Source organism: Larkinella sp. VNQ87, from assembly GCF_049445795.1.
In the GTDB taxonomy this organism is placed as follows: domain Bacteria; phylum Bacteroidota; class Bacteroidia; order Cytophagales; family Spirosomataceae; genus Larkinella.
The window spans coordinates 298,100-311,059 of the sequence record NZ_JBMSDT010000010.1 but is presented as its reverse complement, the minus strand read 5'-3'; the positions used below and the strand labels follow the sequence as shown (position 1 = coordinate 311,059).

Annotated in this window: 12 protein-coding genes and 1 pseudogene; 10 read left to right on the top strand and 3 right to left on the bottom strand. The window is 53.6% G+C overall.

The genetic code is table 11. The features are described from left to right. Positions 1 to 124: 124 nt before the first annotated feature. Positions 125 to 742 (bottom strand): annotated as a pseudogene (locus ACO2Q8_RS19240) (pyridoxamine 5'-phosphate oxidase family protein); the annotation flags it as partial. A 254-nt stretch (positions 743 to 996) separates the two neighbouring features. Between ACO2Q8_RS19240 and ACO2Q8_RS19235 the strand changes: the two are divergent. Next, positions 997 to 2,463 (top strand): PLP-dependent aminotransferase family protein, encoded by a 1,467-nt coding sequence (locus tag ACO2Q8_RS19235; RefSeq protein ID WP_423346473.1) that lies wholly within the window; start codon positions 997 to 999, stop codon positions 2,461 to 2,463. 3 nt (positions 2,464 to 2,466) lie between these two features. On the opposite strand, the gene ACO2Q8_RS19230 is transcribed toward ACO2Q8_RS19235, so the two are convergent. Continuing rightward, positions 2,467 to 3,231 (bottom strand): cupin domain-containing protein, encoded by a 765-nt coding sequence (locus ACO2Q8_RS19230; RefSeq protein ID WP_423346472.1) that lies wholly within the window; start codon positions 3,229 to 3,231, stop codon positions 2,467 to 2,469. 123 nt (positions 3,232 to 3,354) lie between these two features. Between ACO2Q8_RS19230 and ACO2Q8_RS19225 the strand changes: the two genes are divergently transcribed. The 7 genes from ACO2Q8_RS19225 to ACO2Q8_RS19195 all read left to right on the top strand — a co-directional run bounded on the left by ACO2Q8_RS19225 (position 3,355) and on the right by ACO2Q8_RS19195 (position 9,657). Further along, positions 3,355 to 4,227 carry a sigma-70 family RNA polymerase sigma factor gene (locus ACO2Q8_RS19225; protein WP_423346471.1) on the top strand — a complete coding sequence of 291 codons (873 nt, stop codon included), beginning with the start codon at positions 3,355 to 3,357 and terminating at the stop codon, positions 4,225 to 4,227. Between the two features lie 146 nt (positions 4,228 to 4,373). After that, positions 4,374 to 5,219 carry an alpha/beta hydrolase gene (locus tag ACO2Q8_RS19220; protein ID WP_423346470.1) on the top strand — a complete coding sequence of 282 codons (846 nt, stop codon included), beginning with the start codon at positions 4,374 to 4,376 and terminating at the stop codon, positions 5,217 to 5,219. Beyond that, positions 5,201 to 6,058 (top strand): SDR family oxidoreductase, encoded by an 858-nt coding sequence (locus ACO2Q8_RS19215; protein ID WP_423346469.1) that lies wholly within the window; start codon positions 5,201 to 5,203, stop codon positions 6,056 to 6,058. The genes ACO2Q8_RS19220 and ACO2Q8_RS19215 overlap by 19 nt, the downstream gene beginning before the upstream one ends. Positions 6,059 to 6,077: 19 nt before the next feature. Continuing rightward, positions 6,078 to 6,497 carry an ester cyclase gene (locus ACO2Q8_RS19210; RefSeq protein ID WP_423346468.1) on the top strand — a complete coding sequence of 140 codons (420 nt, stop codon included), beginning with the start codon at positions 6,078 to 6,080 and terminating at the stop codon, positions 6,495 to 6,497. A gap of 3 nt (positions 6,498 to 6,500) precedes the next feature. Next, positions 6,501 to 7,103, top strand: coding sequence for an O-methyltransferase (locus ACO2Q8_RS19205; protein ID WP_423346467.1), 603 nt, complete (start codon positions 6,501 to 6,503; stop codon positions 7,101 to 7,103). An 89-nt stretch (positions 7,104 to 7,192) separates the two neighbouring features. Then, complete coding sequence (locus tag ACO2Q8_RS19200) at positions 7,193 to 7,909, top strand: SDR family oxidoreductase (RefSeq protein WP_423346466.1); 717 nt, start codon at positions 7,193 to 7,195, stop codon at positions 7,907 to 7,909. Positions 7,910 to 8,076: 167 nt separating this feature from the next. Beyond that, the gene (locus ACO2Q8_RS19195; RefSeq protein WP_423346465.1) at positions 8,077 to 9,657 is read left to right on the top strand and encodes a serine hydrolase; all 1,581 of its coding nucleotides are present in this window, start codon (positions 8,077 to 8,079) and stop codon (positions 9,655 to 9,657) included. Here ACO2Q8_RS19195 and ACO2Q8_RS19190 read toward each other — a convergent pair whose 3' ends face one another. After that, positions 9,658 to 10,980: a DEAD/DEAH box helicase gene (locus tag ACO2Q8_RS19190; RefSeq protein WP_423346464.1), complete on the bottom strand. Its 1,323-nt coding sequence runs from the start codon at positions 10,978 to 10,980 to the stop codon at positions 9,658 to 9,660. A gap of 602 nt (positions 10,981 to 11,582) precedes the next feature. Here ACO2Q8_RS19190 and ACO2Q8_RS19185 point away from each other — a divergent pair. Beyond that, entirely contained in the window at positions 11,583 to 11,981 is a 399-nt protein-coding gene (locus tag ACO2Q8_RS19185; protein ID WP_423346463.1) for a Dabb family protein, read from the top strand. An 89-nt stretch (positions 11,982 to 12,070) separates the two neighbouring features. Continuing rightward, the gene (gene budA, locus ACO2Q8_RS19180) at positions 12,071 to 12,883 is read left to right on the top strand and encodes an acetolactate decarboxylase (protein ID WP_423346462.1); all 813 of its coding nucleotides are present in this window, start codon (positions 12,071 to 12,073) and stop codon (positions 12,881 to 12,883) included. Positions 12,884 to 12,960 lie beyond the last annotated feature (77 nt).

Genomic DNA, 12,960 nt, shown 5'->3' with positions numbered 1-12,960 from the left:
GCCGAAGCGGTCGAAGCCGTGCTGAATGGCCCGGAAGACATTGAAAATCACCCGGCCCAACTCCTGCGGAAAGCCGAAGGCGAAATCCACTGGTTCCTCGACAAACCGGCGGTCCGTGGGTACGGAGGTAATCCGGCAAAGGCAGTGATTGGCTCGATTCATCCGGAATTGGGGTTTCGCGGACGGTTTTCAGCGGTATGACGCCCGACCAGATGGGCAGATGGCGGTCTTCCGGTTCATCGTTAGGGCCGCCGGTTCGGATTTTGGCCGAGGCTTCATCCAGTGAAAAGGCCAGAACCGTCGTTTTGCGGATTTCACTGGCGGTTTCCGGCCGCAAGTCGAACCAGCGGTTCGGCACAAGCTGGTTGGTGATCAAGGCCAGGGCCGTTACCTTATCGTCGTACGCTTCCACTTTTTCGGCGGTCGAAAAAATAATCACGGAACGGTAATTGACGGAGTGGCTAAAACCGGATTTGGCCAGTACCAAACCATCAATCAGCGTCACGGAAATGCAAACCGGGATGCCTTTTTCCACTTCCCGGATGAAGTGACTGCCTACCGAACCGTGGATCAGCAGCCGGTCGCCATCGCGGGCGAAGGCCGTGGGCAACGACCAGGGCTGGCCGTCGATCGCGTAGCTGACCGTGCAGAAAAGAGCTTCGTCCAGAATGGGATAAATGAGTTCCGGATCATAGTGGGCGCGTTTGGCCGAGCGGCTGGGCGTGGTTCGGGCGGTTTGCATGGCAGGTTGTTTTGTGATTTTCAGCGTATGGTTTTCGCTATTCAATATTCGGTGTTCGTTATTCATTATTTGATTCTCTCGTTGTCGCTCGCATGTCGCGAGCGACAACAGAAGTCGTATTTGTTGTTCTGTTCGTGATCGACTAGTAGAAAACCGTTTGCCGGAAACAAATTTCTGTTGCACTTGATGCTTCAAAGTTGCATCTTTACCGGACTATACAAATCATCCAGTTTGTGAAAAACGGGTAGTCCGGTATGTTGCCTTTCAAATCACTGATTCAACTGGATCGAGCCGCCGAAGCGTCGGTTTATCTGCAACTGGCCGGGCAACTCCGGCAACTCATCTCATCGAGTATTCTACCTGTAAACCAGAGACTTCCGGGGACACGTCAATTGGCAGAGCTACTTCAGATTCACCGCAAAACCGTCATTGCGGCTTACGACGAATTGCTGGCCGAGGGTTGGCTCGAATCCCGGCCGGGGAGCGGTACGTTTGTGGCCCGGCAACTTCCGGTGGTGGTGCCACAGACCTATGGGTTAACCAGGCCGCAGGAGAGCCGAAAAGAACCCGGTTTTCAGTTTACCCCAAAACCGCACCTCAGGCGTCCGGTGCTGACGATGCACGACGGTCTGCGGCTGGACGATGGCTTCCCGGACATCCGGATGGCTCCTATGGAGGAGTTGGCCCGGGCGTACCGGAGTTATTTCCGCTGGGGAAATCCGCAGCAGCATTTTGGCTACGGCGACCCGAAGGGAAACCGCCTGCTAAGGGAGGAGTTGGCGGCTTTCCTGAACGAAACTCGTGCTTTGCGAACCACACCGGAAAACATTCTCATCGTGCGGGGCAGCATCATGGGCATTCACCTGGCAAGCGTGTTGCTGCTTGCACCGGGTCAGACGGCGGTGGTAGGTGAAACCAACTGGTTTGGTGCGAACATGAATTTTCAGCAAGCGGGCGCGAACCTGCAGACGGTTCCCGTCGATCAGCATGGGATTGACGTGGAAGCATTGGCGACTCTTTGCGAGCGCCAGCCGGTTCGGTTGGTATATGTAACGCCCCACCATCATTACCCCACGACGGTGACGATGCCGCCCGACCGTCGGCTTCGGCTTTTGCAATTGAGTGCGCAATACGGTTTTGCCATTCTGGAAGATGATTACGACTACGAGTTTCATTACCTCCGGCGACCGATCCTGCCGCTGGCGAGCGCTGACACGAATGGGATGGTGGTTTATGTGGGATCGTTGTCGAAGTCGGTGGCTCCGGCTTTCCGGATTGGCTACGTCGTGGCCCCCGAAACGGTCATCAATGAACTGGCCCGACTGCGCCGGATCATCGACCGGCAGGGTGATACTATGCTGGAGTTTGCCGTCGGGCAACTGTTTCGGACCGGCGATATGCGACGGCATTTGAAAAAAGCCCATCAGGTCTATGCGGCCCGTTGTGAAAATTTCTGTTCGTTGTTGGATCAACAACTGGCCGATACGGTTCAATTTGAAAAACCGGACGGGGGTTTGGCAGTCTGGGCCCGGTTTGATCCAGCACTCGATCTGGTGAAGCTGAGCCAGAAAGCGCGGGCGGAGGGGCTTTCGTTTGCCGATGGACAAGCGCACAATCCGCCTGGCAAAGTGTTGAACAGTACGCGATTAGGGTTTGCGTCCAGCACGGAGTCCGAACTCGAACAAAGTGTGGCGGTTTTGCGAAAACTCATCCACAGATAAGTCTTATTCAAACTGAAACGCGAAGTAGGTACAGGGGCCTTTGCTGGTGTTCTGAATACCGTGGGGCACGTTGGATTCCAGAAAAATGATGTCGCCGACCTGGGCCGGATGCAGCACACCGTCGATGCTTTCCTGGGCGGTGTTTTCGATCAGGAGCAGAATTTCAGCGGCCCGGTGGGTGTGGGGTGGGTGACTCCATAAGCCTTCGTTCAGCGTCGTGACGTGCATCTCGAACCGTTTGCACATCACCGTGGCCCGGTCGAACATCCGGCGAATCCCGCCTTTATCGTGCGGTTTGAACGGCACGTCCTGCCAGTCAACCCAGAACGAGCCGCCCGCCAGCCGGGTTAGATCAAGGTCCGGTACTTCTTTGGAGGTATACCGCATCTCGAAGTAGGTAACCGGTTTACCGCTTTTATTTTCCAGCCGATACGCATCGCCCGGCATAATCACGGCGACACTGCCGGGGCCGAGGGCTTTCGTCCGTTCTCCGAACGTAACGGTGAGTTCGCCTTCTTTAACGATGATCAAGGCTTCATCGTCCAGGGTCTGCGCCGGTCGTGTTGGCTGGTTGGGAAAAACCGTGATGCCGTGGATGCTGAAATTATTAAAATCCCGTGTCGTGCCTTCCACCAGCGTCCGGACTTCAAAACCGTCTTTTTTTACAACCGGAGCCTGATTCCAGGCGTAGATGCGGGAAGGGATGGTTTGAGCAACGCTCAGAGACTTGACCAGGCCGATCACCAGGAACAGGAGGGCAGCTTTCATGAAAAGAGGGCTATCAGGGGTATTTATCCCTGAAAAGAAAAAGTTGCGATTGTCTTACTACTTCATCCGGCACTATTTCCGCCGTTCTTCCGGTTATGAACAGAGACAAACTCAATACCGACCATGACCGGATTCAAAACGCTGCCTGCCGTTCGATCCTACCTGTTTGCGATTGCGTATAATCTGCTGGGGGAAATTCAGGAAGCGGAGGACATTGTTCAGGACAGTCTGGAAGCCGTACTGACCCAGTCGCTCCCCGACCGGATTGCGAATGAAAAGGCATATCTGGCCCGTATAGTTGCCAATAAATCGATTGATCGACTTAAACAGGTTAAGAAAAACCGTCGGTCTTACCCCGGTATCTGGTTGCCCGAACCCTGGATTGAACCCGTCGAGATTCAACCGGAGGGGGCAGCCGACATTCTGTCTTATAGCCTGCTGTGTACCGTTGAGCAATTGAACCCGACCGAGCGGGCGGTCTTTATTCTGCGGGAAGCTTTTCAGTTCACCTATTCCGAATTGTCGGTTATTTGCGGGCAAAGCGAGATGAACTGCCGCCAGATTTTGTCCCGCGCCCGGAAAAAAATCAAGCCCATGGCTGATCACTACAAACCTGAAGAGTTTGATTTTGAGGCCCTTGTCGATGCTTTTTTACTGGCCCGAAATGAGGCCGATTTTGCCCCTCTCATTCGGTTGCTGAAGGAGGATATGGTGGTTTACTCCGACGGGGGTGGAAAACGACCTGCGGCACGCTGGCCGATCAGTGGACGGGAAGCGGTTCTCAAATTTATGAAAGGCATTTTGTCCCGACCCGATTTTCGTCAATTGATACCCAACGTTATCCGCGTTAACGGGTTGCCTGCACTCTTACTGAGCCGGGATCGGCTACCCGATACACTGGTGTATTTTGAGGAAGACAAAAAACAGGTTAAAACCGTCTATGTCATCCGAAATCCGGAAAAAATAAATCTCGTCAGGCTGTCACAAAACGTCTAGTGGGCAGACATAGCCAATAAAACAAACTACGGGACTGCCGGATCGGGTTCGACAATTTAAACGGTAGTAATCTGTTTTATTGGTCTATGACTGAGGTAACTGTTGAGTCAATTTCCTTTCAATCACACCAGAATCGCTGTGCAGGCATGTTGTATTATCCGGCTGTTTCTTCCGGACAACTTCCTGGCCTGATCATGGCGAACGGTTTTTCGGGAACCATGGACTGGGTACTGCCAGCGTATGCCCGGCGTTTTGCCGAAGCCGGTTTTGCCGTACTGGTATTCGATTATCGCCACTTCGGGCAGAGTGAAGGAGTGCCCCGGCAACTGGTCAGTGTCAGAAAACAACGACAGGATTTGGAAGCTGCCGTGGATTTTGCCCGACACCACAACCGACTTGACCCGAATTGCCTGGCTTTATGGGGTACGTCGCTGGGCGGGGGGCATGTATTGAACGTTGCGGCCAGAGACCCCCGGCTGCGGGCCATCATTGCCCAGGTTCCGGCTTTTGATATGGTCAATCCTCGGGCAAAAGCCACCGTCAGGATACCGTTGCACAGGTTGATGAATTTGCTTCTGGCTGCGGTTTGGGATGCCGTACGGGGGCTGGTAGGAGCTAGCCCCTGGTATTGCAAAGTCTATGGTTCAACTAATGAGACGGCCGTTTTTACCGACCCTGCGCTCCAAGCCAGCTTCGAAAAGCTAACGCGACAAAGTCGGTATTGGCAGAACCGGTTTACACCCCGGTTTTACCTGAACCTGCCGCGCTACAAACCCGGGACAGCCGAACAGTTGATCATGCCGTTGCTGGTTTGTGTGGCCCGTCGGGACGTTTACGCCAACCCGGTTTTTCAGACCTGGGTCGGGAAGCGGGCCCTACGGGGGAAGGTCATTGAGTATGACACCGATCATTTCGCTTTTTACCACGGTCTGATGGAGCAGGTCGTCACGGATCAACTTCTTTTTCTACGGCGATGGATGACAAAACGGTAGGGAGTGGGTCGGATTTTCTGGGGAGATATCCGGTTCCCCACCGAGTTTATGCACAGCTTCGACGCCCGCCGAACGTATTAGTTACGGGGGGAACCGGAATGCTGGGGACTGCGCTGGTGCCTCGGCTGATCCAGGCGGGTATTGGGGTTCGGGAAATCAGCCGGACCCCACCCCGACGGGTCTCTGATGCCTGGTCCGCCGTCGATCTGGCCAGTGGTCAGGGCTTGCAGCAGGCCGTGGATGGCATTCAGACCGTAATCCATCTGGCGAGTAATGAGAGCAGGATTGGGGTTCGTTCGTTTGAAGAAATCGCCATGGAGCGATTGATCAATGCCTGCGAACGGGCCGGGGTTCGACATCTGATTTATGTTTCAATTGTCGGGGTGGATCAGATTCCGTTGAGCTACTACCAGGCCAAAAAAAACGCTGAACAGCTATTGCAACGGAGCGAACAGCCCTATACCATCCTTCGCTCGACTCAGTTTCACGGATTCATTGATGCCATGTTGGGGCAATTGTTCCGCTTTCCGGTTGGCCTCGTTCCGACCCGGCTGGTTGCGCAGCCCATTAGCCCGGCTGTAGTTGCGGACCAACTCCTGTATCTGGTGCAAATGGGGCCGCTGCTGTCTACCTTCAACATGGGCGGTCCGGAGGTTCTGCGAGTGGATAAGCTCGTTAAGGAGTGGCAGTTGTATCAACCCCGACGAAAGTTCTACCTGCCGATACCCATCTTGGGTAGCGTCATGAGGGCCTTTGCCAACGGCTGGAATACCTGCCCGGCGTACGCCATCGAGTCGCAAAGCTGGGCGGACTATTTGCAAAAACAGTATTCGAAATAGATTCCTAAAGGGTATTTTGATGGAAACACAGGATTTAATTTCGCTGGCAAAGGCCTACATGCAGGTCTGGAACAGCGGAAACGACCAGGAATTAAACCACCGGGCCGATGAGGATTTGGAAGTGTGGTACACTCACTTCGAGCAGCCCTGTAATAGCCTTGAAGCTTACCGGCAGGTGCTGCGCATGACGTATTCGTTTTTTCCGGATTTACGGATCGATCTGCTTGAGGTCATCCCGGCCGGTCATCAGGTGACGGTTCGTTGGCAGTATACGGGTACTCATCAACAGGGAACGTTGTTTGGCGTGGAACCGAACCAAAAGCAAGTATGCGTGAGTGGCCTGACCCTCCTGGAGTTTAACGGAAGTCGAGTCCGGAAGGAGTATGGGATTGTTGATAATTTGTCGCTCCTGATACAACTGGGGGCATTTAATGCATAGCAAATGGATGAACGATTCAAAGAGTTTCTGGATGAGTTGTACGAGTCAGGACAACAAAACGATCTTCAGGCAACGGCCAAACGCGACAAGTTGCTGAACATCACACCCGACACCGGGACCTTCCTTTCGCTGCTGGTCAAAGCCACCGAAGCCCGCGCGATCCTGGAAATCGGAACGTCCAATGGGTATTCGACCCTTTGGCTGGCGGAGGCTGTTCAAAGAACCGGCGGGCGGGTAACGACGGTTGAGTTAAATCCTGCCAAAGCCGAACTGGCCCGTGCCAATTTTGAAAAAATCGGCCTGAGTTTATTCATCGATTTGGTGGTGTCCGATGCAGAAACGTTTCTACAAACGACCCAACCGCATTCGTTCGACTTTATCTTTTGGGATGCTGACCGCACCCAATACGTCAGCCACTGGCGTTCCGTTAACGCTAGTCTGAAACCAGGCGGCTTGGTGGTCGTCGATAATGCGGTGTCCCACCGGCAGGAACTGGCCCCTTTTCAAAAGCTGCTGGAAGAGACGCCCGGTTTCAGCACCGCACTGGTGCCCGTGGGTAAAGGGGAACTTTTGATCTGGAAAGAAAAATTACCCATTGATGGGTGAAGATCCTTGGTGTGTGGCTCTGATGAATAAACTTTCTTTTTAGTCGACGGGTTATCCCGAAAGCATCAATCCATCAATTTGTTTACCTTATGGCAGAAACCATCAAAACCGCCCTCGTGACCGGCGGCTCAAAAGGCATTGGCTACGGCGTGGCCGAAGTCTTGATTAAAGACGGTATTCGGGTGGCTATCACCAGCCGCTCACAGGAAAATGCCGAAGAGGCTGCGGCTTCCCTGAATCAATTGAAAGAAGGCTTCGCGCTCGGTATTGCTGCCGACGTGCGTGATCTGGTATCGCAACAGCGGGCAGTCGACGCCGTGATTCAGCAGTGGGGGCGGCTGGATTACGTCATTGCCAACGCCGGAGTCGGCCATTTTGCCCCGGTGCAGGACCTGACGCCCGAGCAGTGGACCGAAACCATCGACATCAACTTGACGGGGGTTTTCTATTCCATCAAAGCCACGCTGGATGAGCTCAAAAAATCGGAAGGCTACTTCATCACAATTGCCAGTCTGGCCGGGACCAACTTCTTCGAAAACGGCACGGCTTACAACGCCAGCAAGTTCGGGCTGGTCGGTTTTACGCAGGCGCTGATGCTCGATGTGCGCAAAGCCGGGATCAAAGTGTCGACCATCATGCCGGGTTCCGTGGCAACGGAGTTCAACAACCACCGGCCGAGTGAGAAAGATGCCTGGAAAATCCAGCCGGAAGACATCGGACAGATCGTGCTGGACCTGATTCACATGCCCGCCCGGACCTTGCCGAGTAAAATCGAGGTGCGACCCTCGCGCCCGGGGGGTAATTAGGCGTTGCCTGACTGCCCGGCAGGGAGGGCACTGATCACTGTCGCTCCGAGTCCCGAGTCCCCTTAGCCCCGGGTGCAACCCGGGGCTAAGGGGACTCGGGGTTATCCAAGGTTTGTGGAACAATTTCGGCAAATGCGTTATCTTTAGCGGTTGTCAAATCGCCCGCTATGCACTCACGGTTTCCTTTCCTGGCTTTTTTACTCTTTCCGGTTTTCGTTGTCAGAACGGTTTTCGGACAGCCCATTACCCCGGCCCAGATCGATCAACTAGCTGAGAAAACGCTGAAAACCTTTCAGGTGCCCGGTATTGCGGTGGCCGTGGTGAAAGACGGGAAAGTGGTTCACGCCAAAGGCTACGGCGTCCGGTCGTTGCGGACCAGCGAGCCCGTCGATGCCAACACGCTCTTCGGCATTGCCTCGAACAGCAAGGCGTTTACAGCGGCTGCGCTCGGCATCCTGATCGACGAAGGCAAGCTGAACTGGGACAGCAAGGTGATCGATTTCATTCCCGAGTTTCGGCTGTACAATGCCTATGTGACCGAGGAGTTTACCATCCGGGATTTGCTGACCCACCGCAGTGGTCTGGGCCTCGGAGCGGGCGACCTGATGTTCTTTCCCGATTCGAGCGACTTTACGCTCAAGGATGTGATTCATAACCTGCGGTATCTGAAACAGGTTTCCGGTTTTCGGACCAAATACGATTACGACAACTTGCTGTACATGGTGGCCGGTGAGGTCGTTCGGCGGGTGTCGGGCCAGAGCTGGGAGGAGTTTGTCGAAAACCGGATCATGCAGCCGCTCGAAATGACCCACAGCCGGGGTTCGTTTACGCGCCTGCCGAAAGACCAAACGAATGTCATTGATGCCCACGCCGTGGTGGATGGCAACTTGCGGGTGATCAAACGCGGTTTGCTCGAAGCCGGCAACTCGGCGGGCGGTATTTACAGCAGCGTCAACGACCTGAGTAAATGGGTGTTAATGCAACTGGAGGGTGGCAAATACGGAAACCGGTCGACTAAAACCCTGTTCAGCTCGAGGGTACAAAACGAGATGTGGACTCCGCAGACCATCATTCCCGTCGGCAATCCGGGTCCGTACAACACCCACTTCGCGGCTTACGGCTTGGGCTGGTTTTTGAGCGATGTGAAAGGGTACAAACAGGCTTCACACACCGGCGGTTTGCCCGGGATGGTGACGCAGGTGACGCTGCTGCCGGAACTGAAGCTGGGCATCATCGTCCTGACCAATCAGCAGGTCGGGGCGGCTTTTACGGCCATTACCAACCAGATCAAAGACAATTACCTGGGCATTACCGGAACGGATCGCGTCAAAGAAGGTCGCGACCGGATGCAGGCCAATACGGAATACGGCGACAAGGTGACCCGCGAGGTCTGGAAAACCGTCGAGGCTGAACAGCAGAAAACCGATGCCCGAACCCCCATTTATTTTTACACCGGTACCTACCGCGATAACTGGCTGGGCGATGTTTCAATTGTTGCCGGTGATAACAAACTCCTGTTTGTTTCCAAACGATCCCCGCGCCTGACCGGCGAATTGTTTTTTTATAAAGGCAACACGTTTGTGGTCAAGTGGAACGACCGGAGCCTGGAAGCCGATGCGTTCGTGATGTTCGGACTGGACTATGAGGGAAAGCCGGTTTCGATCAAAATGAAGGCCATTTCGCCCCTGACCGATTTCAGTTACGACTTCCACGACCTGGATTTTACGCGGGTGCCAGACGCCAAATAACTACCGGGCTACGGCGATTTTATACTTTTTGCCTTTCATTTTTTCGCCCTCGATCTTCGCCAGCAGTGCCTGAACTTTGGTGGTTCGGACGGCGGCAAAGGAACTGAAATCTTTCACTTCGATCAGGCCAAGATCGCCTTTTTCGAGACCACCTTTCTGCGAAAAAAAACCGACAATGTCCACTTTATTCAGTTTATTCTTCTTGCCACCACTGATGTAAATCGTTTGAAAATCAGGCAGTTCGGGTAGAGGGTAGAATTCTGCGAGGGTCAATTCGTCAAGTGAGTCGGAGAGGTAAGACGGGCGGTTTTCGTCCGGGTGCAGCAGCAGATAAGCCGTTCCGGTAGCCTGCATCCGGGCGGTTCGGCCGTTGCGGTGCAGAAACTCGGCTTCGTGCGCTGGCAACTGAACATGAATGACGTGTTTCATTTCAGGAATGTCCAACCCCCGGGCAGCTAAGTCCGTGGTAATCAGATACCGCACACTGCCGTTTCGAAATTGAATCAGCGCCCGTTCGCGTTCGTCCTGCTCCAGTCCACCGTGGTAAAAAGCCGTCCGAATGCCGCGATCACAAAGCGACTGACTCAACGACTCAACGGTTTCGCGGTAATTACAGAAAATCAGGGCGGCTTCCGACTGCAACGAACTGATCAGCCGGACGAGCGTGGCGGTTTTGTCCCGATCGTCGGCCCAAACGAGCCGGAGCGCCAGGTTGGGCTGGGCTGCGTCGTCGGAAAGAAACTGAAGCCGGATAGGAGAGGGCGCTCCGACAAAAGCCGGTATGTCGACACGGGCCGTGGCCGACACCAGTACGCGTTTGGTCAGGTTGGATAAATGGCTGATGATGAACGCCATCTGGTCGTGAAAGCCGAGTTCGAGCGATTTGTCGAATTCATCGAGCACCAGCGTATGAATGTTGGCAGGGTCAAATGTTCGCCGGTCGAGGTGGTCGGCAATGCGGCCGGGCGTTCCGATCAGCACGGCGGGCGGGTCATTCAGGTTCTGCATTTCGGTTGCCATCGGATGCCCCCCGTAGCAGACGTTTACCTTAAATCCGGTCCCCATTTTCTTCCAGACATGCTCGATTTGCAGCGCCAGTTCGCGGGAAGGGGCCAGAATCAGGCACTGAACGGTTTTTTGTTCGGGCTTGAGTAGTTGTAAAACCGGGAGCAGAAAACCGAGCGTTTTGCCCGAGCCGGTGGGGGCCAGCAAAAGGATTTCAGCGTTCGATAAAATGGCCGCTTCTGCCGCTTTCTGCATGGGGTTTAAAGCCGAAATACCCAAATTGGAAATCGCCAGGGCGGGGTCTTGAGAGGTTTTCATTTGGTAAAAGTACTGTAATTTCGCCGATCAAAAAGAAGCAGTAAAATGACGCATCGATCGGCTCGAAGCTATTTGGCGAACAGTTTTCTGTGGCTTGTTCCGGTCATGGTCTGGAATAGTGCCTTAACGGATCAACTGCCCCGGCCTTTTCAGGCGGATGTTTTTTGGAATAATATTTCGCCTTTCCTCGCCTATGGCGAAAACAGTTCACGAATGGCGGTTTTTGCGCTGGCTTTGTTTACGCCTTTTCATTTATCGACCAGGGTTCAAAAAACCGGCCTTTGCCTTTATTTGGTTGGGTTGCTGGTCTATTTTGCCGCCTGGTTAGTCCTGATCCGGTTTCCGGAAAGTTCGTGGAGTACGGGTTTAGCCGGTTTTACTGCCCCCTCCTATACGCCCGCGGTCTGGTTGGCAGGCATAGGGCTGATGGGGGATTCATTTTACGGGAAGTTGCCGTTTAGTCGGTGGTACTTCTTTGGATGTGCACTTATTTTTCTGCTATTTCATATTTTTCACGCTTCGATCATTTTTTACCGACTACATTCGTAAACCGGAGCTGTGTTGTAACCAATCCAATGGCTCCTGTTCATCTATCTACCAGTATGAAACAACCATCCCGCAGAAAATTTGTTAAAGCCGGTCTGGGAGCCGGTTTGGGCCTTGGGGTATCCGCCAACAGCGCCCCGAAAGAGTTATTTGTTCACCACGTTTATTTTTACCTCAAGAACCCGGGCAGTGAAGCCGATAAAGCCAAACTGATCGAAGGACTGAACAAACTGGCGAAAGTACCGACCATCAAACTGGTCCACATCGGAACCCCCGCGCCGACTACCCGTTCGGTGATCGAACGTTCGTACGCGGTTTCGTGGCTCTGTTTCTTCGATAATCTGATGGATGAGGAGATTTACCAAACCCACCCGATTCACCTCAAATTTGTGGAAGATTACTCATCCCTGTGGGAAAAAGTAATCGTTTACGATTCGATTGGTCCCAAGCGCTAACACAAGCCCTGTCAGCGCCGGGCCGTCGTACGGCTGAAAGTCCGATGAGCTCCTGATTGCCAGAGATAACTTCCTAAACCGCCTTTTCCATGATTTTTCAGACAGCCGCCGGGCTTGCCAGTCGCTACGGTTGCACGGTATTGCTCGGTGTTCTCCTCCAACGTTGTACTTCTCAACAGGCCGCCGAAGCGCCCAAAACCGCCAAAACTGACTTCATGTACCAATACTCGATCATCGACGCCCTGCTGGCCGGGGCATTCGATGGCAACCTGACGCTGGGTGAACTGAAAACCAAAGGCGATTTCGGCATCGGAACCTTCAACCGGGTCGATGGCGAACTGGTGGTGGATCAGGGGAAAGTCTACCAGGTTCGTTACGACGGCACCATTCATGAAATGGCCGATCAGGATAGCACCTCCATCGCTTTTATCAAGTTCTTCAAAGCCGACAGTAGCTTTACGATTCAGAACATCAGCCTCGATGATCTGGAAAAAACGTTGCTGGCTGCGCTACCGCCCAACGAACTCTATGCCATTCGAATGAAAGGCCGGTTTTCGAAGCTGACGGCCCGCGCCCCCGGTCCGGCCCGAAAACCGTACCCAACGCTGAAAGATCACCTCGCAAAAAATCAGTACGTCTTCAACCTGCGTGAAACGAACGGTGTAGTGATCGGTTTTCTGCTGCCGGGGTATCTGGCAAAGGTCAACGTACCCGGTTTTCATTTCCATTACCTGGCTGACGACCATAAATCCGGTGGGCATATCTTCGATTTCATGGCGACTGAACTTACCATTGAAGTTGACAAAATTCAGGGCTACACCGTAGAAGTGAATACGCATCCGGATTTCGGCCGTGTGAACTTGGACGAAGACCGCCAGGCCGAGTTGAAGAAGATTGAGTAGGTTTTTAGTATTAAATCAGACGATTCGTTTAATAATCTGAAATATTCAATAATCTATGTCGTAATTGTTATAATTCG

Bases quoted from the DNA above. Each gene is read 5' to 3' on its own strand.
- ACO2Q8_RS19205 (WP_423346467.1), top strand. From the start codon at position 6,501: ATGGATGAACGATTCAAAGAGTTTCTGGATGAGTTGTACGAGTCAGGA.
- ACO2Q8_RS19200 (WP_423346466.1), top strand. From the start codon at position 7,193: ATGGCAGAAACCATCAAAACCGCCCTCGTGACCGGCGGCTCAAAAGGC.
- ACO2Q8_RS19220 (WP_423346470.1), top strand. From the start codon at position 4,374: ATGTTGTATTATCCGGCTGTTTCTTCCGGACAACTTCCTGGCCTGATC.
- ACO2Q8_RS19195 (WP_423346465.1), top strand. From the start codon at position 8,077: ATGCACTCACGGTTTCCTTTCCTGGCTTTTTTACTCTTTCCGGTTTTC.
- ACO2Q8_RS19190 (WP_423346464.1), bottom strand. From the start codon at position 10,980: ATGAAAACCTCTCAAGACCCCGCCCTGGCGATTTCCAATTTGGGTATT.
- ACO2Q8_RS19235 (WP_423346473.1), top strand. From the start codon at position 997: ATGTTGCCTTTCAAATCACTGATTCAACTGGATCGAGCCGCCGAAGCG.
- ACO2Q8_RS19185 (WP_423346463.1), top strand. From the start codon at position 11,583: ATGAAACAACCATCCCGCAGAAAATTTGTTAAAGCCGGTCTGGGAGCC.
- ACO2Q8_RS19225 (WP_423346471.1), top strand. From the start codon at position 3,355: ATGACCGGATTCAAAACGCTGCCTGCCGTTCGATCCTACCTGTTTGCG.
- ACO2Q8_RS19215 (WP_423346469.1), top strand. From the start codon at position 5,201: ATGGATGACAAAACGGTAGGGAGTGGGTCGGATTTTCTGGGGAGATAT.
- ACO2Q8_RS19210 (WP_423346468.1), top strand. From the start codon at position 6,078: ATGGAAACACAGGATTTAATTTCGCTGGCAAAGGCCTACATGCAGGTC.
- budA (WP_423346462.1), top strand. From the start codon at position 12,071: ATGATTTTTCAGACAGCCGCCGGGCTTGCCAGTCGCTACGGTTGCACG.
- ACO2Q8_RS19230 (WP_423346472.1), bottom strand. From the start codon at position 3,231: ATGAAAGCTGCCCTCCTGTTCCTGGTGATCGGCCTGGTCAAGTCTCTG.